We start from the raw sequence: 21,789 nt of genomic DNA on the forward strand, positions 1-21,789 counted from the left end.
CTCCATTCGGCCGTCCTATCAGCAGTTTTCCAGCTGTCGACTATATCGGTGCCGCATGCCGGGCCGGACCGGGCCCGGCACGGACCCGCGACGCCTACGCTGCCGCGTCCCGGGGCAGCCCGAGCATGCGTTCACCGATCACGTTGAGCTGTACCTCGGTGGTGCCGCCGTAGATGGTGGTGGCCCGGCCCGCGATCAGTTGCTCCATCGCGTGGTCGCTGCGTTCACCGGGCACCGACACCACGCCGGCGACGCCGAGCTCGGCGACGACGAACTCCGAGATAGCCTGCCCCAGCGCCATTCCGAGCAGCTTGCCGACACTCGAGGTGGTGCTGATATCGCTGCCGGACAGCTGTTTCAGTACCACCCGGGCGCCGATCACGTCGACGGCGCGGCTCTCGGCGATCAGTTCGCCGACCCGGGCCCGCGCCACCGGCGACAGGTCCCGGCCGACGGCGAAGCGCAGCAGGTCGGTCTCGGTGGCGTAGGCCGCCATCTTCTGGCTCAGCGCCACCCGCTCGCCGGCCAGGGTGGTGCGGGCCACCCGCCAGCCGTCGTCGACCGCCCCGACCACATTCTCGTCCGGGATGAACACATCGTCGAGGAACACCTCGTTGAACAGTGCCGAACCGGTCATTTCGCGCAGCGGCCGCACCGTGATCCCCGGGGAGCTCATATCGAGGACGAAATAGGTGATGCCCTGATGCTTCGGCTTGTCCGGGTCGGTGCGGGCGATCAGCATCGCCCAGTCGGCGAACTGCGCGACCGTGGTCCAGATCTTCTGGCCGCTGATCCGCCAGCCACCGTCGACCCGCACCGCCTTGGTGCTCAGCGAGGCGAGATCCGATCCGGCACCCGGCTCGCTGAACAGCTGGCACCAGACCAGCTCACCGCGCAGGGTCGGCACCGCCAGCTCCTGCTTCTGCTGCTCGGTGCCGTGCCCGACGACGGCCTGTACCGCCCAGGTGCCCATCAGCAGTTGCGGCATCGCGATCCCGGCGGCCTTGATCTCCTCGGCGATCACGATCTGTTCCAGCGGCGCCGCACCCCGGCCGTACGGCCGGGGCAGGTGCGGTTGCACCCAGCCGCCGTCGCCGAGCGCGATCAGCTGCTCGTCCTCGTCGGTGACCGCTGCGATCGGCGCCAGTTCGGCACGCACTGCCGCCCGGATCGTCTCTGCTTCCGGCGGCAGCTCGAGCTCGGTCGGCAGCTCCCGCCCGTTCAGCGCGTGGCCGGCCACGGCCGCCGCCCGTTCGGCGTGCCCGCCCTGGACCGCCCGGTCGGCCAGGGCGCGCCGGTAGTACAGGTGCGCATCGTGTTCCCAGGTGAAGCCGATGCCGCCGTGCACCTGGATACAGTCCTGGGCGACCGTCACCGCAGCGTCCGGCACGAGCAGGGCGGCCACGGCGGCCGCATAATCGGCGGTGTCATCGGCGCGGTCGAGGGCGGTCGCCGCATCCCACAGCACCGCGCGGGCCTTCTCCAGGGCGATGCCCATCTGGGCACATTTGTGCTTGACGCCCTGGAACTGCCCGATCGGGCGGCCGAATTGGATCCGGGTGTTGGCGTATTCGGCGGCGGTCGAGACGCACCAGGACATCACGCCGACCTGTTCGCCGCCCAGGATCACCGCGGCCACCGACTGCACCCGTTCCGCGGTGATGTCGAGAATCCGTTCCGCCGGGACGGTCACGCCGGAGACATCGATGCGCACCGAACCGCGGAGCACGTCGATACCGTCCTGGGAGGTCACCGCGATCTCGTCCCGGTCGAGAACCACCCAGCGGGTCGCCTGCGCCGTCGTCGCGGCCACGACGAAGACATCGGCGTGCGTTCCACCGAGCACTCCGTCCACCGCACCGGACAGCACCAGCGTGTCGCCGTCGGCGACACCGGAACAGCTCCCGGACAGCGCGACCGCGCCCAGCCGGGTTCCGTCGCCGAGCCCGGGAGTCAACCGGGCCGCGGCGGGACCACCGGCGGCCGCCAGTACCGCGGACGTGAGCACGCTCGGCACGAACGGTCCCGAATACACCGAACGGCCCAGGGCTTCCAGGGCCACCGCCAGGGTCAGCAGCCCGGCGTCCTGACCGCCGTACTCCTCGGGCAGGTGCAGGTTCAGCAGATCCTGGCCGACCAGGGCCGGCCAGAATTCCGGGGTCCGGGGCTCGGCAGCTTCGACCGCGCCCCGCAGCAGCTCGGCGGTGATCTCGCGTTCCGCCAGCCCGCGCACCGACTCGGCAAGTGCCCGATGGTCCTCGTTCAGCCCGACCCCGAGGTCATATCCGTGGTGCGCCATATCAGTTCCCCTCGCCGAGCTGCTTCGCCACGTCGTCGATGGTCCAGGGGCCGTCGGTCTCCACAGTGCGCACGTCGTGCCAGCCGGCCAGTTCGGTGATCGCACCACCCTGGACGGCGAACACCTTTCCGGTCAGGGTGCAGTCGGCCGTGGCGAGATGGGCCACCAGCGGCGAAATGTTGGCCGGGGCGAACGGATCGAATTCGCCCTCGGGGACTTCCGCGGCGAACAGCGCGCTCATGCCGGGGGTCGCCAGGGTGAGCCGGGTCCGCGCGATGGGCGCGATCGCATTGACCCGCACCCCGTACCGATCCAGCTCGTCGGCGGCCACCTGGGTCAGCGCCGCGATCCCGGCCTTGGCCGCGCCGTAATTGCTCTGGCCGGCATTCGGCATGAAGGTGCCCGAGGCGGAGGCGGTGTTGATCACCGAGGCCTGCACCGGCGTTCCGGCCTTGGTCTGCGCCTTCCAGTAGGCGGCGGCATGCCGCAGGCAGGCGGCGTGCCCTTTGAGGTGGACGGCGAGGACGGCATCCCATTGGGATTCGTCCATACCGGCGATGAAGGCGTCGCGCAGGATGCCCGCATTGTTCACCAGCACGTCCAGCCGGCCGAACTCACCGACGGCCTGCTCGATCAGCCATTCCGCGCCCTTCCAGGAGGAGACGTCGTCGGTATTGGCGACCGCGGTGCCACCGGCGGCGCGAATCTCGTCGACCACCTGCTGAGCCGGTCCGGCATCGGCGCCGCTGCCGTCGTTGGCACCACCGCGATCGTTGACGACCACCCGGGCACCCTCCCGGGCGAACAGCAGCGCATGCTCGCGGCCGATGCCGCGACCCGCGCCGGTGACGATCGCGACGCGATTATCCAGCTTTCCCATGGATTCGGTACTCCTCGTTGATGTTCGACTCACCCGACGGCGAGTTCGACCCGGCCGTCGGTGATGGCGATCGCGCCGTCCGCTTCGGTTTCGAAGACGTAGGCGGCCACCCCGTCAGCGGGGCCGTCGGTGGGCCGAAAGGTGGTGGTGATGTCCTGTCCGGGCAGGACCGGTTTCGCGAACCGCACCGCGAGCCGCCGCAGCCGCTCGGTCTCGGCGCCACCCAGTTCGGTGAGGGCGGCCCACGAGGTGAAGGCCATGGTGCACAGGCCGTGGTTGATGATGCCGGGCAGCCCCGCCATCCGGGCGATCTCGTCGTCGAGGTGGATCGGCATCGGGTCGCCGGATGCCGGTGCGTACCGGAAGGTCTGGTCGGCGTCGATACGGGCGACGACCTCGGCGACCGGGTCGTTGTCGCGTTCGGCTTCGATCCGGTGCCCCGGCGCCTGCTCACCGACCGTCTTCCCGGCGTCGACCTTGCGGAAGAAGGCGGTGAGCCACTGCTCGTTGACCAACTCGCCGGCCGCATCCCGGGTTTCGGCGTAGACGGTGACCGTGGAACCGTTCGATTGTCCGCGGTAGCCGATCGGTTTCGCCCGCACCACCAGTTCGTCGCCGGGCCGGATCGGCCGGTGGAAGCGGAAGTCCTGTTCCCCGTGTACCAGCTTCATCAGCAGTTCGACCGGCGCCACCGACAACGCCGCCGGCGCCATCGAGGAGAACACCGGCACCACCGCGAACACCGGCGGCGCGACCTCGCCGTTGCGATGGCGGGCGATCGGGTCGTTGGTCGCCGCCGCGTATTCCGCGATGCGTTCGGCGGTGACCGTGAACCGTTCCTCGTCGGTCCAGACGCCGAGGCCGGAATCGTCGAAGACGACGGCCTCGGCGTCGCGCTCCGAAGTGGTCACGATGCGGCGGCGACGAGCTCGCCGAACTTGTCCATCGAGGCGCGCAGATCGGCGTCGCAGTGCTTGGCGACTGCCTTGCCGATCGGCCCGACGATCATCGTGCCCTTGAACTCGGCATCGAACACGGCCGCCGAGCCGGTGTCGGTGGGTTCCACCTTGAGCACGAATTCGACGGTGACTCCGGCCATCCCGGTGCCGGTGATCCGCAGGAACTTGTTGGGTTCGACCTCGGCCACGGTCCATTCGATCTTGTTTGCCATATTCATCACCGATACGACCTCGATGAACCGGCTGCCCGCGGCGAGTTCGGCGGGCAGTTCGCTGCGCCAGCCCTGGTGGATGGTCAGCCAGTTCTCCCAGCCGTCGAGGTCGCTGAGCATGCTCCACGCCTTCTCGGGCGCGACGGGCAGTTCGGTGGAAACGGAAACAGTTGCCATGGGACTCTCCTGATGAGTGGGTGGTGGTCGGGTCAGCGGACGGCCGGGCGGTAGGCGGTGACGACCACCGCACCGCCGAGGCCGATGTTGTGCTGCAGCGCGAGCCGAGCGCCCTCGACCTGGCGCGCATCCGCGCGGCCGCGCAACTGCCAGGTGAGTTCGCTGCACTGGGCCAGGCCGGTGGCGCCGAGTGGGTGCCCCTTGGAGATGAGCCCGCCGGACGGGTTCACCACCCAGCGGCCGCCGTAGGTGGTGGCGTCGTCGTCGACGAGCTTGCCGCCCTCCCCCGGGGCGCACAGGCCGAGTGCTTCGTAGGTCAGCAGTTCGTTGGTGGAGAAGCAGTCGTGCAGTTCGATCACGTCGATGTCCTCGGGCGCGATCCCGGCCTGCTCGTACACCTGCCGCGCCGCGGTCCGGGTCATATCGGCGCCGACCAGGTTGATCGCGCTCTCGGTGTCGAAGGTCGACGCCAGGTCGGTGACCATCGCCTGGCCGACGATCTCCACCGCACGATCGGCGAGATCGTGTGCGTCGACGAATGCTTCGTTCGCCACGACGACGGCACCGGCGCCGTCGGAGGTCGGCGAGCACTGCAGTTTCGTCAGCGGCCCGTAGATCGGCTTGGCGGCGAGCACCTCGTCGAGGCTGTACTCGTCCTGGAACTGGGCGTAGGGGTTGTTCATCGAATGCCGGTGGTTCTTCACCCCGATCTTCGCGAACTGTTCGGCGGTGGTGCCGTACTTCTGCATATGCTCCACGCCGGCCGCCCCGAACATGTACGGCGCGGGTGGCATCGCGAATTCGTGCAGTTCGGCGAGTGCCATCAGGTGCCGCATCATCGGCTGTTCGCGGTCGTCGAATGTCGAACCGAGCGAACCCTTCTGCATCTTCTCGAAACCGAGCGCGAGCGCGCAGTCCACGGTGCCGCCGCGCACCGCCTGTGCCGCCAGGAACAACGCCGTCGATCCGGTGGAGCAGTTGTTGTTGACGTTCACCACCGGGATACCGGACAACCCCAGTTCGTAGACCGCCCGCTGACCGGACGTCGATTCGCCGTAGACGTACCCGACATAGGCCTGTCCGATCCGGTCGTAGTCGATCCCGGCATCCGCCAGTGCCTTCGTTCCCGCTTCCCGCGCCATATCCGGGTAATCCCACTCCCGGGCGCCCGGCTTCTCGAACTTCGTCATGCCGACGCCGACGACGAACACCTTCTGTGCCATACCAGAGCTCCTGTGCAACTCGTCCATCTATGTGGGACTCCGTGTATCAGCAATCTATGTTGGACATGACGTCCAAGTCAATAGCCGATCACTCGTCGATCCAACTTCGCCGATCCCCGGAGTTCGAACACCCTGAGGCTGTTGCCCGCATCCCCGGCCACACCACCGGCACGAACGTCGTCGCCGCACAGATCCGCACTGCTACCCACTCCGAGACGAGGCCTCCGTCAAGTCGGTTGGATATCGAGGCAGGACATCGGCAGCCTCGATGCCCCGATTCCGAGACGACTGCGACGGAGCCGCTCGGACCACCCCTCAGCGACCGAATACACCGCGCGACACCACATCAATTTTTCGGGACATGTGTCCCACTTACTTGGTTGTGTGGTTCGCCGGGCCGCCCATGCCGCAGGTCCGGACCGTCCGGCTGTGGCGCCACCCCCGGTCGGCGCGCCGAGCCCCGGTCCGCGGCCTGCGTGACCGGGTAGTTTGGTCCACCGTGGTCCACTGGGATATTCCGCGCACTCCGATGGGGGCACTGCTCACCGTGCACCTCGGCCGTGCCTACGGGATCACGTCCGAAGAATGCCTGCAGGGCACCGGCCTCACCGAACAGCGCCTGACCGATCCCGCGGCCGAGATCGGGGCAGACGCCGAACTGGCCGTGATCGCCAACCTGGTGGCCCGGCTCGGGGCACCACCCGGCCTCGGCGTCGAGGCCGGGAGCCGGTTCCGCCTCAGCGCCTACGGGATGTGGGGGTTCGCGCTCATCAGCAGCCCCACCCTCGGTTCGGCCATCCGGACCGGATTGCAGTTCATCGAGCTGACCTTCGCCTTCAGCACGATCACCCTGCGGCACCGCGGCGACGAGACCCACCTGATCCTCGAGGCACCCGGTATCGCTGCCGAACTGCAGCGCTTCGTCGTCGAACGTGATGCGGCGGCGATCCAGGTCCTGCGCCGGGACCTGCTGGCCGACCCCATCGCCATTCGGCAGCTGGGCTTCGCCTTCCCGCCGCCGCCGGCCGACCGGCTGCCGATCTATACGGAGCTATTCGGTACCACCCCGGACTTCGATACACCGCACACCTCGGTAGCCTTCGACCACCGGGTGCTCGAGCTACCGCTGCCGCAGGCCAACGAACAGACCGCCGCCGTCGTGCTCGCGCACTGCCGGGAGCTCCTGGAGCGCCGCCGGGCGCGCAGCGGGCTCGCCGGCCGGATCCGCGATCTGCTCCTGGAACGGCTGCCCGCGTTCGGCGATGCCGCTACGCTCGCCACCGAACTACATATGAGCGAACGCACGCTGCGCCACCGTCTCGCCGCCGAGGGCACGACCTACCGCGCCCTGGTGGACGAGGTGCGCGAACGCCTGGCCGAGGAGATGCTGCTCGTCCATCGGCTGCCGGTCACCGAGGTGGCCCACCGCCTGGGCTACGCCGAGGTGTCGGGCTTCTCGCACGCCTTCCGCCGCTGGAAGGGGATGGGCCCCCGCGCCTTCCGGCAGGAGCGCCGCATCGATGGCTGACCGGGGCGGCGCCGGGTGGATCGACCGGCCGCGATCGGGTACCTTCCCTGCGTTTGCCTACCCGAAAGTGAACTATGACCGCCCAGCCGACCGATGCGGTACGTGCGCTCGACCGCGCCGCCGCCGATCCACCCGACCTGCGCAGCCTCCGCGCCTTCCGCTACCTCGGCCCCGGCCTGCTGGTCGCGATGGCCGGGGTCGGGACCAGTCACCTCGTCACCGCGCCGCTGGCGGGTGCGCATTTCGGATACGCGCTGCTGTGGGTATTGCCCCTCGCGTTCCTGTGTAAATGGCAGGGATTCGAGCTCGCCATGCGCTACACGGCCGCGACCGGCGAATCGGTGGTCGATGCCTACGCCCGGATTCCCGGACCGAGGAACTGGGCCGTCTGGGTGACCATGGCGGCGACCGTCATCGTGTCCGGCACCGCCATCGGCGCCATCGTGGCGGCCGCCGCGGCCGTGCTGTGGGCGGTGTTCGGCGCCGGATACCTGCTGCTGTACGGATTGCTGCTGTCGCTGCTGGTCATCGGGCTGCTGTTGTCCGGGCGCTATCGCGGACTGGAGGTGGTGAACAAGGCCCTGGCGGTGGTGCTGGTGCTGGCCACCGTGGTGGCGTTCGCCGGCGCCGACGTCCCGGCCGCGGCCTACCGCGAGCTCGTCCTGGTCACGGTGCCGGCCGGGTCGGCGGTGCTGATCGCGGCCCTGCTCGGGTGGATGCCCACCGACCTCACCGTCGGGGTATGGGGGTCGCTGTGGATCCGGAACAAGGGCGACGGCATGGTCCGCATCCGCGAAGCGCTGGGACCGGATGCGGTGCGCGAGGTCCCCGAACGGTACCGCGCCTATGCCGACGGCTGGTTCCGCGCCGCCCTGTACGACTTCCGGCTCGGGCACATCGCGTCCTGGGTGATCGCGACCATGTACCTGATGCTCGGCGCCGCCGTACTGTTCGACCTGGACGAGAAGCCGGCCGGGGCCCGCACCATCGTGGTCGTGTCGAACATCTTCACCGATACGGTCGGGTCCTGGATGTACCCCGTGTTCCTGGCCGGGGCCTTCGCTGCCCTGCTGTCCACGGTGATCATCTGCTTCGACGGCTTCCCCCGGGCCTTCGCCGCCGCCGCGGTGAAGGTACTGCCACCGCGGCCCGAGCGCCCCTGGTGGAGCGAACGCTCGGCCATGCTCGGCTGGATGGGCGTAATGGTCCTGTGCGTCGCGGTCGCGCTGACCGTCCTGCCCGACCCGGCCTTCCTGGTCCCGGCCGCCGCCACCGTCGGTTTCGCCATCGGCCCGATCCTGTTCGCACTGAACCTGTACGTGGCCCTGAAGTTCATTCCCCGGCGCTACCGGCCCGGCCGCTTCGTCACCGCCTGGAGCTGGGTGAGCCTGCTGGTCCTCACCGGCCTCACGGCATGGCTGGTACCGCAGACGATCGGCCTGGTCTGAGTACCGGCGACCACGGCGTGAACGACTGGGCGGGGACCGGGCTGCTGCGGCCCGGATTGATGGTACTGACCGGCGATGTCGGGACGACGGCGCTGCATGCCCACCACACCGTGCAGGTGCTGACGAGCGAGTCCACCTTCTGTATCGGCGACGGCCACGGAGCGACGGCGAGCTGCCGCTCCGTGGTCATCCCGCCCGACACCGGCCACCGCGTGGTGCGGGGTGCAGCCGCATCGACGGTGGTCCACGTGGCGCCGGAGGCCGTGATCGCGCCGACCCTGTGCCCCGACCCGGGTGACACGGTCGATGCCTGGGTCCGCAACGGGACGTTGCTCGGCGCCGATGGCGAGGCGACGACGGCGATCGTTGCGGGTCTGGCCGAACCCGTACGCACCGACGGGCATCCGGCCGTCCGGCAGGCGCGGGCGGAACTGCCCGGCCTGGTGGCCGACGGCCCGGTGCGGCTCGCCGACGTCGCCCGGCGGGTGCGGCTGTCCCACAGCCGGTTCGCGCACCTGTTCTCCGCCGAGGTCGGACTTCCGTTCCGGGCGTACGTGCGCTGGCTGCGGATGCAGCAGGCGATCCGGCTGGTCGCCGCCGGCCGGCCGCTCACCGAGGCGGCCCACGGCGCCGGGTTCGCCGACAGCGCCCATCTGAACCGGGCCTGCCACAGCATGTTCGGCGCGGCACCCTCGGATTTCGGGCGGCTGCACTGGGTGGACGAGGCCGATTCTTCGTAGCAGGTTTGTTCAAGCCGGGGCCGGACACCTCCTGCCACGCTGGTACGCAGGCACGACAGCTCAGGAGGTTCCATGTCCCGCATGCCTGCCACCGTCCGATCCGCATTCGAAGCCGAACTGCGCCATGCGCAGCAGGCCACCGACATCGACGAGATGTGGCATGCACTCGAACGCGCCCACATTCTTTCGCAGCAGTGGGCCTGGCCGCACACCCGGGCGCACTGGGCGATGCTCCGGCTCGCACTGCACTGCCGCGACCGCCGGGAAGCCCTCGGCCAGATCACACGGCTGGCGCTGGGCGGCGTCGTGTCCGCGATCGGCCGGGCGCCGATCGGAAACAACGGGCGGGCATCCATCGGCGCATTGACGCCGATGCCGCTCCCCGACGATCTCGCCGCGATCCTGGCCGCGGATGCGAGGACCGCACCGTGACGCCGCCGGACCGAGCATCGAGCGAGTGGGCCGACCGGCATCGTCGCACCGCCCCAGCCGGTTCCCACGAGATCGGCGAGCTGCGCTCGCCGTTCCGGGCGTACGCGTTACACAGCCACGAACGCCGGGCCCCTCCCGCACGACCTCCCCGCCCCGGACGCGACGACGGCCGCAGTGCCGCCCCTACCGCGAACCCGTGGGAGGCAGTGGGCGGCGGATGGACCGCCTTATGGGTTGTCGACCCGTGGGGTGATCCGCTGCACCAGGACATCAAATACGCCGACGGCACGTTCACCACCTTCGACGAGGCGCGCGATTGCGATCTCGTCTTCTGGTGCATGAACCGCCCCGAAGCCCACACCGGCGACCCCAACGCCTACCACCTGCTCCGGCGCAGCCGCCCCGACGACCTGCTGCTGTGCTTCGGCGAACGCAAAGAAGCCGTCATCATCTGCCGCGTCCCACCCGGCGACGACCACCGCACCGCCGGGTACGGCTTCTTCGCCGACTGGCGGCAGGCGGACCTGCCGCAGCTGCATCACGTCATCGACGGGTCGCCGGGGCCGTTCGTCTGGCGTGGGGTGCGGCCGTCGCTGCGCGATCCGCGGTCGAAGTTCTGGGCCGACGGATACGGATAGAGCCACACCCGATCCGGATGCGGGCCGCAACCCGATCGAACCGAGCGTTCCCCGCACCGCGGAACGCTCATCGGCATCCACCGGCTTCGAGGGGTCTCCTTCGGCAATCGGGGCACCGAGAGCACCGGGGAGTTCAAAAGGACACTCGCTCCCCGCTGCCGGTGACGAGGTAGTCCCGGGTATCGAAACGTCGCACGCGGCGACGGTAGTCGAAGGTGAAGCCGGGCCAGTTGTTCGTGTTGCGGCCCGCAGCGTTGGTGTACCAGCTGTGGCACCCGCTGTTCCACACGGTGGACCGGATCGCCGCCTGGACGGCGCGGTTCGACCGTTGCTGCACCTCGGCGCGTACCTCCACGGCCCGGGCGCCCGACCGCAGCTGCGCCAATGCCTGCACCACATAACCGAATTGGGATTCGAGCATGTAGACGATGGAATTGTGGCCCAGGTTCGTGTTCGGTCCGTACAGGATGAACATGTTCGGGAAGCCGTGCACGGCGATCCCGTGGTGGGCTTGCGCGCCGTCGCGCCACTCCCGGTCCAGGTCACGATCGTCGCGGCCGGTGATCCGCATCGGCGCCAGGAAGTCGTTGGCGCGGAAGCCGGTCCCGAGCAGCACCGCGTCGGCTTCGTGCAATGTCCCGTCGGCAGTACGCAGCCCCGCCGGTTCGATGCGCTCGATTCCCGCGGTGACGACGTCGACATTCGGACGGGTCACGGCATCGTAGAAGTCGTTGGAGATCAAGATCCGCTTACAGCCGATCTTCGTCTTCGGGGTCAGCCTGGCCCGCAACTCCGGGTCGGTGACCCGGCGGGCCAGATGCCGCTCGAAGCGCCACTGTACCCACGCCATCGCCCGTGGGTACTTCGTGAATGCCAGCGCCCGCGGCTCCAGCGACAGGTACGTCATGGCCCGGGACAGCCGCAGCAGACCCGGAACCCGCCGGAACAGTGCCCGGACCCGATCTCCGTAGGGATAGTCCGGTTTCGGGATCACATGCGCGGCATCGCGCTGGAAAACGGTGAGGTGCTCGGCCAGCTCGGCGACCGGCGGAACGAACTGGATCGCCGAGGCACCGGTCCCGATCACCGCGACGCGTCTACCGGTGAGGTCGTAGTCGTGGTTCCACGCCGCGGAATGGAAGATCTCCCCGGCGAACTCGTCGATGCCGGGGATGTCCGGCACGGCCGGGCGGCTGAGCTGGCCGGTTGCCGCGATCAGGGCGCGCACCCGGAACTGCGCCCCGTCCGCGATCCGCACGACCCATTCCCCACCGGCCTCGTCGTATTCGGCGGCCACCACCTCCGAATCGAAGCGGATGTGCCGGCGCAGGTCGAACCGGTCCGCCACGCCGCGCAGATACCGCAGGATCTCGGGCTGGGTGGCGAACCGGCGCGACCATTCGGCGGTCGGGGCGAACGAGAACGAGTACAGATGTGAGGGCACATCGCACGCCGCGCCGGGGTAGGTGTTGTCACGCCAGGTGCCGCCGACGTCCCCGGCACGTTCGAACATCACGATGTCGTCGTATCCGGCGGCCTTCAAGGTCGCCGCCATTCCGAGCCCGCCGAACCCGGTCCCGATGATCCCCACCGAGATCGATTCTCCGGTGCGCCTGTCTGCCATTCGTCCCTGACCTCCTCGTCGTGTCGTGTTCACGGTAGGTCTGGTACGGATGTGGCCACAGGTCGCCGACGGACAAATAGTTGTTCGTTCCGGCAATCGGCTATCTGCCGTCCGCGATGTCGAGCGCGTCGAGAAACGCCGTCGCCGCCGGAGTCCGGCCGACCCGATTCCACACCACGTACTCGACGCGGTTCGGCGCATCGGTCACCTCGACCGCCACCACCCCGGGCAGCTGCGGCGCGTAAGCGGACGGCACCATGGCCACGCACAATCCCAGGGTGACCAGCCGCGCGAGGTACTCGGCGGTGCTCACTTCGAACGCCACATCGCGGTGCAGGCTCGCAGCAGCGAAGGCCAGATCGGACTGGGCACGTCCGGCCGTCCCCGCGGGCAGATCCGCGAACACCTCCGCCGAGAGCCGGTGCAGATCCACCGCCGGCTCCCCGGACAGGGGGTGATCCGGTGCGACCAGTGCGACGAGGCGATCCCGGGCGAGTTCCCGGCTCGCGACCCGGTGTGGCGACACGGTGGTGGGCAGGCCCAGGAAAGCGACATCGAGGCGGCCGTGTTCGACCTGTTCGACCAGGTCGTCGCTGCCGCCGACCCGCAGGTCGATCCGCACCTGCGGATATCGGCGGTGAAAAGCCTGCAGCGCGGCCGGCACGTCGACTGCTGCGACGGTAGGGATGATGCCCACCGCGAGCCGGCCACGCACCTCCCCGACTGCCGCGGCCACCTCGGCCGCGGCCCGATCGGCGGCATCCAGGCACTGCCGCGCGGCCGGCAGGAACGCCGTACCGGCCGGGGTCAGCCGCACCCGGCGGCTGGTGCGCTCGAACAGTTTCGCGCCGAGTTCACGTTCCAGGCGCGCGATCTGGTGGCTCAAGGCGGACTGAACGACCAGGCATTGTTGCGCGGCCCGGGTGAAGTTCCCGGTCTCGGCGACGGCGAGTACATACCGCAGTTGCTGCATCTCCACCGATCAATCTTGAGCCACGATCATTACGCTGACAAACATGCATTGGATTCATAGATCATCGCCGATGACACTGAGAACATGACCACGCGGACCACTCAACGGCCTTCCGGTGCCGCCGACTCCGATACGCGGCGCGGGCCGCTGTCCCTCACTGCGGTAACCGCACTCGCTCCCGCAGTGTGGGGCACCACCTACATCGTCACCACCGAATTCCTGCCATCCGGCTACCCGTTGGCGTCGACGGTCATCCGGGCCCTGCCGGCCGGCCTCATCCTGCTCGCGATCACCCGCAGCCTGCCCCGCGGCGTGTGGCTGTGGCGGGCCCTGGTCCTGGGCACCCTCAATATCGGCGCATTCAACGCCCTGCTTTTCGTCGCCGCCTACCGGGTGCCGGGAGGTATCGCTGCCACGCTGAACTCCCTGCAGCCGCTGCTCGTGGTCGGCCTGGCGTTCCTCCTGCTCGGCGAAGCGCCCACCCGATGGCGCCTGGGCTGGAGCCTCGCCGGTCTGGCCGGAGTCGGATTGATCGTGCTGCGCGGCGAGCTGACCTTCGACCCGTTCGGCGTGCTCGCCGGTATCGGTGCGGCGACGGCTATGGCGACCGGCATCGTGGCCACCAGGCGCTGGGGGCGGCCCGCGGGTGTCGGTCCGGCCGCCATGGCGGGATGGCAGCTCACCGCAGGCGGGCTGGTGCTGCTACCGCTGGCCCTGCCCCTCGAGGGCATCCCCACCGGAGTCGACCTTCCGGCGATCGGCGGCTATGCGTGGTTGTGTGTGGTCGGCGCCCTGCTCACCTACCCGCTCTTCTTCCGCGGCATCGGTGCCCTCCCGGTCGTGGCGGTGTCCTTTCTCGGACTGCTCTCCCCGACCGTCGCGACCCTGCTGGGCTGGGTGTTCCTCGGCGAATCGCTGACACCGTGGCAGCTGGCCGGCGTCGCCCTGACTCTGACCGCCGTCACCGCAGCCCAGCTGTCTCCCGCCACCGTCCGTGGCCTCGTTCCGGCCACTCGCACAGGAGTAGCGTCATGACCCGCACCGTATTGATCACCGGACCGACCGGCACCGTGTCCACCGCCCTGCTCCACACGCTCACCGGCACCGGCACCGGCACCGGCACCGGCCCGAACCTGCGGGTCCTGGTCCGGGACCCAGCCCGCGCGACGACCTTCCGGCAGCGCGGGATCGAGGTGGCCGTCGGCGATCTGGACCGGCCCGCCACCCTGTCCGCCGCGTTCGACGGCGTCCAGGATCTGTGGTTGCTCACCCCGAACGGTCCACGCGGACCGGAGAACAGCATGAATGCGGTGTGGGCGGCCCGGCAGGCCGGTGTGGAGCGCATCGTGCGACTCTCCGCGGTCGGGGCGGCCCACGACGCACCCACCCGCAGTGGCCGCCTGCATGCACTCTCCGATCGCGAGCTCGAACACAGCGATATGCGCTGGACCGTGCTGCGCCCGCACTGGTTCATGCAGAACCTGCTGAACGAGGCGCCCGATATCGCTGCCGACGGCACCTTCGCCCTGAATATGGCCGCGGCCCGGATCGGCATGATCGATGCCCGCGATATCGCCGAATGCGCGGCCCGCATCCTGCACGACGGACCGGACCGTCACCACGGTCGCAGCTACACGCTGACCGGCCCGCGCTCACTGACCTTCGACCAGGTCGCCGATCAGGCCACCCGGGTGCTCGGCAGAGCCATCACCTATCTGCCGGTCTCCGATGCGGTCAAGAATCGAGCGCTGCTCGGCTACGGCCTGTCCGAATGGCTGGTCGACATGCTGGCGGAGTACGCCGGTGCCTATGCGGCCGGCTGGGGCGACATCACCACCGACGCGGTGGCCACGCTGCTGGGGAGACCGCCACGCGATATCGCCGACTTCCTCCGCGATCACCGAGCGGCGTTCGGCGAGGCCCGGGCGACGGCGATAGGACACCCGCCGCCTACCCGGTGCTCCGGGACGGCGTAGCCGGAGAACAGTTCGCCGAACGCACCGAACTCGTGGGTACGAGAACCTCCGCGGCCGCGATCACCGGACTCCGATGTTGCCGCCCGGAAGCCGGACTCGGCAGCAACAGACGCCGGGCAAGGAGACCGGCCCCGCGGCGATCAGGCAGGAACGGGTGCGGTGTCGGCGAGGAAATCGGCGATGGCCGCCCAGGTCGAATTTCGCGCGTCCGGCCCCGCAATGATGCCCAGGTGGCTGCCTTCGACGCCGACGAACCGCACCTGGGCGGCGCCGGTCAGCACCTCGGCGCCCGCGGCCACCGATGCGGCGGAAGCCAGCTGGTCGCGGCTGCCGCCGACCAACAGCACCGGGGCGGTGAGCTTCTCCAGCTCGACCGCGTTGTTCGGACCCAGATGCACGGTGCCCGACCACATCTCGTTGCGCACGATCAGCTGGCGATAGGCCTGCCGGTAGAACCGGCCGGGATAGCCGGGCATCTCGTCCATGAACCGGTCCACGGACTGCATCCGGGCCAGTGCCTCCACATCGGTGATGTTGCGCGCAATGTACCAGGGCTTGGTCAGCTCCCGGTCCAGTGACTGGGCCCGGAAACCGGCCCGCACCAGGTACTTCGGGATTCCGCCGGTCACCCGCGTCGGCAGCGTCACCTCACGGCCGCCGGTGAGCCGCCCGAGCCGGCGGACCAACGAGATCGGCCCGTTGCGGCGCTGGTCGAACGGGCTCCCGACAGCGGTGACGGAGGCGATCGGCAGGTCGGCGTGCGCGGCCGCGGTGAGCAGGCTCATCGTGCCGCCGAACGACCAGCCGATCAGATCGACCGGCGCATCCCCGTGCACCGCGCTCACCTCGCGGACCGCCGCCGGCACGATGGTGTCCACCCAGTCCTCGAAGCCGAGGCGGCGATCGGCGTAGGTGATCTCCCCGTAGTCGACCACATGCACTTCCCGGCCGAGGTCCAGCAGGTACCGCACCAGGCTCTGCCGCGGACGCAGGTCGTAGCAGGAGATCGTGACCGCCAGCGGTGGCACCAGCAGCACCGGATTGCCGGTACCCGGTGTGGATCGGCGGTACCGCAGCAGCCGCCGGTGCGGCTCGTCGCTCAGGACGTCGGCCGGGGCCGGCGCGTAGGGCTCGATCCCCGGCCCGAAAAGCGCCCCCGCATTGCGCAATACGACCTTCGGATCCACCACAGCACCCTCTCGACAGTGATATCGGCGTACCGCACCCCGACCCGAAACCAGCCCGGGCCGTACGCCACCAGACTTACCCTGGACATGGTGTCACAGTTTCTACCCGGCCCCCAACCCGGCACGAGGTGATAGATCCCACTCACAACCGGCGACCACGCCCGCAATCGACCGCGCCTGCTTGCGACCGCACTGCGGCACCGCTAGTAATTAACTAAAGAGTCAATTCGATGCGGAAGGGATTCGGGATGCCGACGAGATCATGGTGGGGCTGGGGCACCATCGAGGACGCCGTGACCGGCACGGAGCGCGCCGCGCTGAGCCGGCGGATCGCCGCACTGCTCCCCGGCACGGATCTCACCGTCCACGAGCCGCCCGAACTCGACGAACTCCCGGTTCGGCCGCCACGCATCCGAGTACCGGACAGTCTCGCCGCGTTCGCGTCCTTCGCCACCCGCGACCGGGTGGCGCACAGCCACGGTCAGGCCTTCCGGGACGTCGTGCGCAACCTGCTGGGCCGGGTCGGCGAGATTCCGGATGTCGTGCTGCGGCCGCCGGACGAGCAGGCCGTCACCGACATCCTGGACTGGTGTGCGGCGGCCGGGCTGGTCGTGATCCCGTTCGGCGGCGGGACCTCCGTCGTCGGCGGGGTGGAGGCGCGCGGCTGCGCCGAGTACGGCGGGATCGTGGCCCTCGACCTCACCGCGATGGCCGGTGTCGTGGAGATCGACCGCACCAGCCGGGCCGCCCGAATCCAGGCCGGAATCCTCGGCCCGGCATTGGAGAACCGGCTGCGCCCGGCAGGCCTGACGCTGCGGCACTTCCCGCAATCCTTCGAGTTCTCCACGCTCGGCGGCTGGCTGGCGACCCGCGCGGGCGGCCACTACGCAACCGTGTACACCCACATCGACGACATGGTCGAATCGCTGCGCGTGGTCACCCCGGTCGGTGTGAGCGAATCCCGGCGGCTCCCCGGATCCGGTGCCGGTCCCTCCCCCGACCGGATGTTCCTCGGCTCCGAGGGCACACTCGGCATCATCACCGAAGCGTGGCTGCGGTTGCAGGATCGCCCGGCCCACCGGGCCGGTGCGTCGGTCACCTTCGGGGATTTCGACCGGGCCGTCGCTGCGACCCGCACCATTGCGCAGGCCGGGCTGTTCCCGGCGAACTGCCGCCTGCTCGACCCAACGGAGGCCTACATCAATGCCGGAATCGCCACCGCCGGCGGTGTGCTGGTGCTCGGATTCGAATCCGCGGACCATCCGGTCGAGGCATCGTTGCGCCGCGCCGTCGAGATCTGCCGCGACCCCGGCGGCACCGTCGCCGACGATCCCGGCACGCAACCGGCCGACGGTTCCCGCTCCGGACCCGCCGGTACCTGGCGCTCGGCGTTCCTGCGGATGCCGTACCAGCGCGATGCGCTCGCGGCACAGTCGATGGTGGTGGAGACCTTCGAAACAGCGTGCACCTGGGACTCGTTCGACCGGGTGCACGCGGCGGTGCGGTCCGCCGCGACCGAGGCGATGCGCACCGCCGGGGTCACCGGCGTCCTGACCTGCCGGTTCACCCATGTCTACCCCGACGGACCGGCCCCGTACTTCGGCGTTTTCGGGGCGGGCCGCTGGGGCCGCACCGTGGAGCAGTGGGACGAGATCAAATCGGCGGTCTCCGAGGCGATCGCCACCGAGGGCGCCACCATCACCCACCATCACGCCGTCGGCCGCGACCACCGCCCCTGGTACGACCGGCAGCGCCCGGAACCGTTCGCTCTGGCGCTGCGCGGCGCCAAACGCGCCCTGGACCCGTCCCGCATCCTCAACCCGGGCGTCCTGATCGACTGACCACCTGGGATCCTGCGATGGTCGCCGCCGCCTGCGCGACCCGGGCACTGCGCACCGCGGTGGCCGAGGTGCCGGCCGACCGGGGCCACGCCGGCGCAGCGCCTTCTCTCGACGCCGGCGTCAGTCTCGGTGTACGAGGGGCCGTAGGGCATTGCCCGCCAGGTCCAGCATGCCGGGCTCGTGGCCGTTGGCGACCATGTTGACGATCACGCCGGAGACGCCGTGGTCGAGCACCCGCCGCTGGATCTGGTCGGCCACGTCGTCGGGGGTGCCGACGAACTGCCGGTCGGCCTGGCCGTCGCGCAGCGACTGCACGGGCAGGCCGGCGGCGTCCTGGGCCGCCTGTTTCTGCAACAGTTCGTCCTGCAACTTGCGCGCCCGGTCGCCGTCCTCGTCCACGATCACGAAGGCCAGGAAGCTGGTTTCCAGGGTCGCCGGATCACGTCCGGCTTCCTCGCACCGGCGCTGCAGGGCCGCCATCTTTCCGGGCAGCTCGGCGGCATTGCAGATGATGTTGAGGTGGTCGGCGAACCGGGCGGCCAGCCCGAAGGTCTTCTTCTCCCCGCCACCGCCGAGCAGGATCGGCAGATCGTCGCGGATCCGCGGCTCATTGATGGCTTCCCGGGCGCTGTACCACCGGCCGTCGAAGGTGGGGCGCTGCCCACGCAGCATCGGCCGGATGATCTGCAGGGCCTCTTCGAGCCGCTGGAAGCGATCGGTGAAAGTGCCGAACTCGAAGCCGTAGCCGCGGTGTTCGAGCTCGAACCAGCCGGCACCGATGCCCAGCACCGCCCGCCCACCGCTGACCGCATCCAGGGTGGTGACCGTCTTGGCCAGCATCGCCGGATTCCGGTAGGTGTTCCCGGTGACCAGGGTGGACAGCTGGATCCGGTCGGTCGCGGTAGCGAGGGCGCCCAGCGCCGTATAGGCCTCGAGCATCGGCTCGTCCGGGGCACCGAGCACCGGCAGCTGATAGAAGTGGTCCATCACGAACGCGGCGTCGAAGCCGGCCGCCTCCGCCGCTCGCGCCTGCTCGATCACCGACGGGAACAGTTCCCGGGGCGATGCCGCGTGGCTGAAGTTCGGCATCTGGTAGCCCAGTCGAATACTCATGAGCGGCAGGTTATGGGTTGGAGTGCGCTCCAAGTCAACCGGAACGACACTCCGAACGGCCGCTACTCGATCGCGGCACCACCCGTGACCACACGGCACGAACGTCCACTTTTCGGCCGACTACGACAATTCGGATGAATCACATAACGGTTCCGGAACAGTTCCCGGAAATGTCGGCGAGGCGACACTATTCGGAACCGTATTCGATCTCGAACGGTTCCGTGCGCTCGTAAACTCGTGCGCGATACCGATCGTCGAATTCTTTCACAGTCCGGAAAAACTACGACGAAAGACCGGAACAATGGCACGTTTCCTCACCACAGGCGCCGGACGCGCCCTGACCGCCGCCACCCTGCCGTTGGTGGCGGCAGCAACGTTTGCCGGCGCTGCCGCCGCCGAACCGGCTGCGGTACCGGGCCCGGCGCCGGTCGTCCAGGATGCCGGCGGCGGACTCCCCCTCCAACCGGCAGCCACCGACCCCAATGCCCAGAATTCCGATCCACGGGCCAACGGCATGGCGGCCGGCGCCGCGGCCGGCGCACTGGGGTCGGCCATGTTCGGAGCCGGGACCTGCGCGCTCGCCCTGCCGCTCGTCGGTTCCGCACTGTCCTCGGGTTGCGCGATGAACGGCGCCATCCAGGGAGCCATCCTGGGCGCCCTCGGCGGCTTGCTGGTCGGCGCAATCGCACCGGATGCGGTCCCGCAGATCCTACCCTGATCCGACGATTCGGCGCCGTGGCCGTGGCTGCCCTGCCGCAGCCGGGCCGCTCGGCCGGATCAGCATTCGGTACGCGACCGAAGCGCCGCCGAGATCGCCTGCGCACCGGTGCGAATCGCATCGATGTAGGAATTGCGCCGTCCGGGTCCGACGGCGGCTTGCAACGGACCGATTTGTACCTCGTACGGGGCCCCGATTCCCTCGAATACCGGTGCCGCCAGGTAGCTCACCGGCAACGATTCCGCAGCCTCGATCTCGGTTCCGGTATAGGGCCGGCCGGTCAGCCGCATCATCTGCCGGAGCACCCGGGCCCGCAGCTCCGGCTGCAGCAGTTCGGGCCCGGCGGTGGCGAGCAGGTCGGCCAGGACATCGACCAGACCGGCATCGTCGGTGGCGGGCCGAAAGATCGCATATCCGTTCTCCTCGACGAAACGCAGCAGCGGCGCGGCGGATCGGCGTGCCGACTCGGGTGCCGTCCGCTGCCAGGCGCGCCGCTCCGCCTCGGGCCGCCACGGCATGACAGCAGCCCCGGCCGGATACGCCAGGGGCAGCGACTGCCCCACATTCAGTCCCGCCACCACCCGCTCCCCGGCATGATGTTTGCCCACCACGGTGAGCCTGCCGTCCGCGATCCGGCTCAGGGTGGCGCCGCAACCCGCCGCGGCCGCGAGGGCACCCAGTTCGGCGGCCACCGCCGCACCCGGCAGCTCGACCGGCAGCCGTGGCAATCCGGCACCCGGCCGATAGCGCAGCTCGCTGTCGCGCTCCAGCCAGCCCGCCCGGTCGAGTTCCGCGAGCACCGCGCTGACCGTGGCGCGGGGCACGGACAGTGTCGCCGCGATCTCGGATGCGCTTCGGGCGCGGTCGGATCCGGTGAGCAGCTCCACCACCGCGATCACTCGCCGCGTCGGTGGTGAACCGAGTTCCGGCATGACCTCCCCTTGTCGCGGGGCCCCTCGACCCCTACACTGCATCGACTATTCGTCGGAGTGTAGTCGAATATTCGACACGAGAGGGATGTGGCGATGATTCTCGATCGATTCCGCCTCGACGGCCGAGTCGCCGTGATCACCGGCGCCGGCCGCGGGCTCGGTGCCGCGATCGCGGCCGGTTTCGCGGAAGCGGGTGCGGATGTGGTGATCGCCGCCCGCACCGAATCGGACCTCGCGTCTGTGGCCGACCAGGTGGCCGCGATCGGCCGACGGGCCCAGATGGTCGTCTCCGACCTCGGCGTGCCGGGAGCCGCGGAGACGCTTGCCGACACCGCGATCGACCGATTCGGCCGGCTGGACATCGTGGTGAACAATGTCGGCGGGGCGATGCCGAAGCCGTTGCTCGACACCACCGCCGACGACCTCGCGGATGCGTTCACCTTCAATGTCGGCACCGCACACAGTCTCATCCGAGCCGCCGTACCGAAGATCCTGGAAACAGCGGACGGCGGCTCGATCATCAACGTGACCTCGACCATGGGCCGGCTTCCGGGCCGGGCCTTTGCCGCCTACGCCACCGCCAAGGCGGCGCTGGCGCATTACACGCGCAACGCGGCCATGGACCTGTGTCCCCGCATCCGGGTGAACGCGATCGCGCCCGGATCGATCCGGACCTCGGCACTGGAGGCCGTTGCCGCAGACGAGAAGATGCGCACCCGGCTGGAACGGGCGACACCACTGCGCCGCATCGGCGATCCCGGCGATATCGCTTCGGCCGCCTTGTTTCTCGCAGCACCAGCAGGCAGCTTCCTCACCGGCAAGGTGCTCGAGGTCGACGGCGGCCTGATCGCACCCAACCTGGACATTCCCCTTCCCGATCTGTGAGGTG

20 protein-coding genes are annotated in these 21,789 nt (G+C 69.5%); 10 read left to right on the top strand and 10 right to left on the bottom strand.

What is annotated here, in order from left to right; genetic code table 11:
- Positions 1-94: 94 nt before the first annotated feature.
- The 5 genes from AC1HFH_RS16320 to AC1HFH_RS16340 are packed head-to-tail and all read right to left on the bottom strand — an operon-like array spanning position 95 to position 5,750.
- On the bottom strand, positions 95-2,299 hold the full coding sequence (locus AC1HFH_RS16320; RefSeq protein ID WP_480243635.1) for an acyl-CoA dehydrogenase family protein: 2,205 nt from the start codon (positions 2,297-2,299) through the stop codon (positions 95-97).
- Between the two features lies 1 nt (position 2,300).
- Entirely contained in the window at positions 2,301-3,179 is an 879-nt protein-coding gene (locus tag AC1HFH_RS16325) for an SDR family oxidoreductase (protein WP_480243636.1), read from the bottom strand.
- 29 nt (positions 3,180-3,208) lie between these two features.
- A complete protein-coding gene (locus AC1HFH_RS16330; RefSeq protein WP_480243637.1) occupies positions 3,209-4,090 on the bottom strand; it encodes a MaoC/PaaZ C-terminal domain-containing protein in 882 nt (293 codons plus the stop codon).
- Positions 4,087-4,527: a type II toxin-antitoxin system Rv0910 family toxin gene (locus AC1HFH_RS16335; protein WP_480243638.1), complete on the bottom strand. Its 441-nt coding sequence runs from the start codon at positions 4,525-4,527 to the stop codon at positions 4,087-4,089. Before AC1HFH_RS16335 ends, AC1HFH_RS16330 begins: the two co-directional genes overlap by 4 nt.
- A gap of 32 nt (positions 4,528-4,559) precedes the next feature.
- Positions 4,560-5,750, bottom strand: a complete 1,191-nt coding sequence (locus AC1HFH_RS16340; RefSeq protein WP_480243639.1) for a lipid-transfer protein — start codon at positions 5,748-5,750, stop codon at positions 4,560-4,562.
- Between the two features lie 499 nt (positions 5,751-6,249).
- Between AC1HFH_RS16340 and AC1HFH_RS16345 the strand changes: the two genes are divergently transcribed.
- The 5 genes from AC1HFH_RS16345 to AC1HFH_RS16365 all read left to right on the top strand — a co-directional run bounded on the left by AC1HFH_RS16345 (position 6,250) and on the right by AC1HFH_RS16365 (position 10,536).
- Complete coding sequence (locus AC1HFH_RS16345) at positions 6,250-7,278, top strand: AraC family transcriptional regulator (protein WP_480243640.1); 1,029 nt, start codon at positions 6,250-6,252, stop codon at positions 7,276-7,278.
- A 74-nt stretch (positions 7,279-7,352) separates the two neighbouring features.
- Positions 7,353-8,726 carry an Nramp family divalent metal transporter gene (locus AC1HFH_RS16350; RefSeq protein WP_480243641.1) on the top strand — a complete coding sequence of 458 codons (1,374 nt, stop codon included), beginning with the start codon at positions 7,353-7,355 and terminating at the stop codon, positions 8,724-8,726.
- Entirely contained in the window at positions 8,693-9,466 is a 774-nt protein-coding gene (locus AC1HFH_RS16355; protein WP_480243642.1) for a helix-turn-helix domain-containing protein, read from the top strand. The genes AC1HFH_RS16350 and AC1HFH_RS16355 overlap by 34 nt, the downstream gene beginning before the upstream one ends.
- Positions 9,467-9,538: 72 nt before the next feature.
- Positions 9,539-9,898 (top strand): DUF3703 domain-containing protein, encoded by a 360-nt coding sequence (locus AC1HFH_RS16360; protein ID WP_480243643.1) that lies wholly within the window; start codon positions 9,539-9,541, stop codon positions 9,896-9,898.
- A gap of 206 nt (positions 9,899-10,104) precedes the next feature.
- The gene (locus AC1HFH_RS16365) at positions 10,105-10,536 is read left to right on the top strand and encodes a hypothetical protein (RefSeq protein ID WP_480243644.1); all 432 of its coding nucleotides are present in this window, start codon (positions 10,105-10,107) and stop codon (positions 10,534-10,536) included.
- Positions 10,537-10,669: 133 nt separating this feature from the next.
- Here AC1HFH_RS16365 and AC1HFH_RS16370 read toward each other — a convergent pair whose 3' ends face one another.
- Positions 10,670-12,160, bottom strand: coding sequence for a flavin-containing monooxygenase (locus AC1HFH_RS16370; protein WP_480243645.1), 1,491 nt, complete (start codon positions 12,158-12,160; stop codon positions 10,670-10,672).
- Positions 12,161-12,260: 100 nt separating this feature from the next.
- Complete coding sequence (locus AC1HFH_RS16375; RefSeq protein ID WP_480243646.1) at positions 12,261-13,139, bottom strand: LysR family transcriptional regulator; 879 nt, start codon at positions 13,137-13,139, stop codon at positions 12,261-12,263.
- A gap of 78 nt (positions 13,140-13,217) precedes the next feature.
- On the opposite strand from AC1HFH_RS16375, the gene AC1HFH_RS16380 reads away from it, so the two are divergent.
- Positions 13,218-14,168, top strand: a complete 951-nt coding sequence (locus AC1HFH_RS16380; protein ID WP_480243647.1) for an EamA family transporter — start codon at positions 13,218-13,220, stop codon at positions 14,166-14,168.
- Positions 14,165-15,109 (top strand): SDR family oxidoreductase, encoded by a 945-nt coding sequence (locus AC1HFH_RS16385; protein WP_480243648.1) that lies wholly within the window; start codon positions 14,165-14,167, stop codon positions 15,107-15,109. The genes AC1HFH_RS16380 and AC1HFH_RS16385 overlap by 4 nt, the downstream gene beginning before the upstream one ends.
- Before the next feature lie 140 nt (positions 15,110-15,249).
- Here AC1HFH_RS16385 and AC1HFH_RS16390 read toward each other — a convergent pair whose 3' ends face one another.
- Positions 15,250-16,296, bottom strand: a complete 1,047-nt coding sequence (locus AC1HFH_RS16390; protein WP_480243649.1) for an alpha/beta fold hydrolase — start codon at positions 16,294-16,296, stop codon at positions 15,250-15,252.
- A gap of 248 nt (positions 16,297-16,544) precedes the next feature.
- Between AC1HFH_RS16390 and AC1HFH_RS16395 the strand changes: the two genes are divergently transcribed.
- Positions 16,545-18,137, top strand: coding sequence for an FAD-binding oxidoreductase (locus tag AC1HFH_RS16395; RefSeq protein WP_480243650.1), 1,593 nt, complete (start codon positions 16,545-16,547; stop codon positions 18,135-18,137).
- 120 nt (positions 18,138-18,257) lie between these two features.
- On the opposite strand, the gene AC1HFH_RS16400 is transcribed toward AC1HFH_RS16395, so the two are convergent.
- The gene (locus AC1HFH_RS16400) at positions 18,258-19,250 is read right to left on the bottom strand and encodes an LLM class F420-dependent oxidoreductase (protein ID WP_480243651.1); all 993 of its coding nucleotides are present in this window, start codon (positions 19,248-19,250) and stop codon (positions 18,258-18,260) included.
- Between the two features lie 301 nt (positions 19,251-19,551).
- Here AC1HFH_RS16400 and AC1HFH_RS16405 point away from each other — a divergent pair, with 301 nt between their 5' ends.
- A complete protein-coding gene (locus AC1HFH_RS16405; RefSeq protein ID WP_480243652.1) occupies positions 19,552-19,968 on the top strand; it encodes a hypothetical protein in 417 nt (138 codons plus the stop codon).
- A gap of 59 nt (positions 19,969-20,027) precedes the next feature.
- Here the strand turns inward: AC1HFH_RS16405 and AC1HFH_RS16410 are convergent, their stop codons facing one another.
- Complete coding sequence (locus tag AC1HFH_RS16410; protein ID WP_480243653.1) at positions 20,028-20,900, bottom strand: helix-turn-helix domain-containing protein; 873 nt, start codon at positions 20,898-20,900, stop codon at positions 20,028-20,030.
- Between the two features lie 93 nt (positions 20,901-20,993).
- Between AC1HFH_RS16410 and AC1HFH_RS16415 the strand changes: the two genes are divergently transcribed.
- A complete protein-coding gene (locus tag AC1HFH_RS16415) occupies positions 20,994-21,785 on the top strand; it encodes an SDR family oxidoreductase (RefSeq protein WP_480243654.1) in 792 nt (263 codons plus the stop codon).
- Positions 21,786-21,789 lie beyond the last annotated feature (4 nt).

The organism is Nocardia sp. KT25-26 (assembly GCF_056627695.1).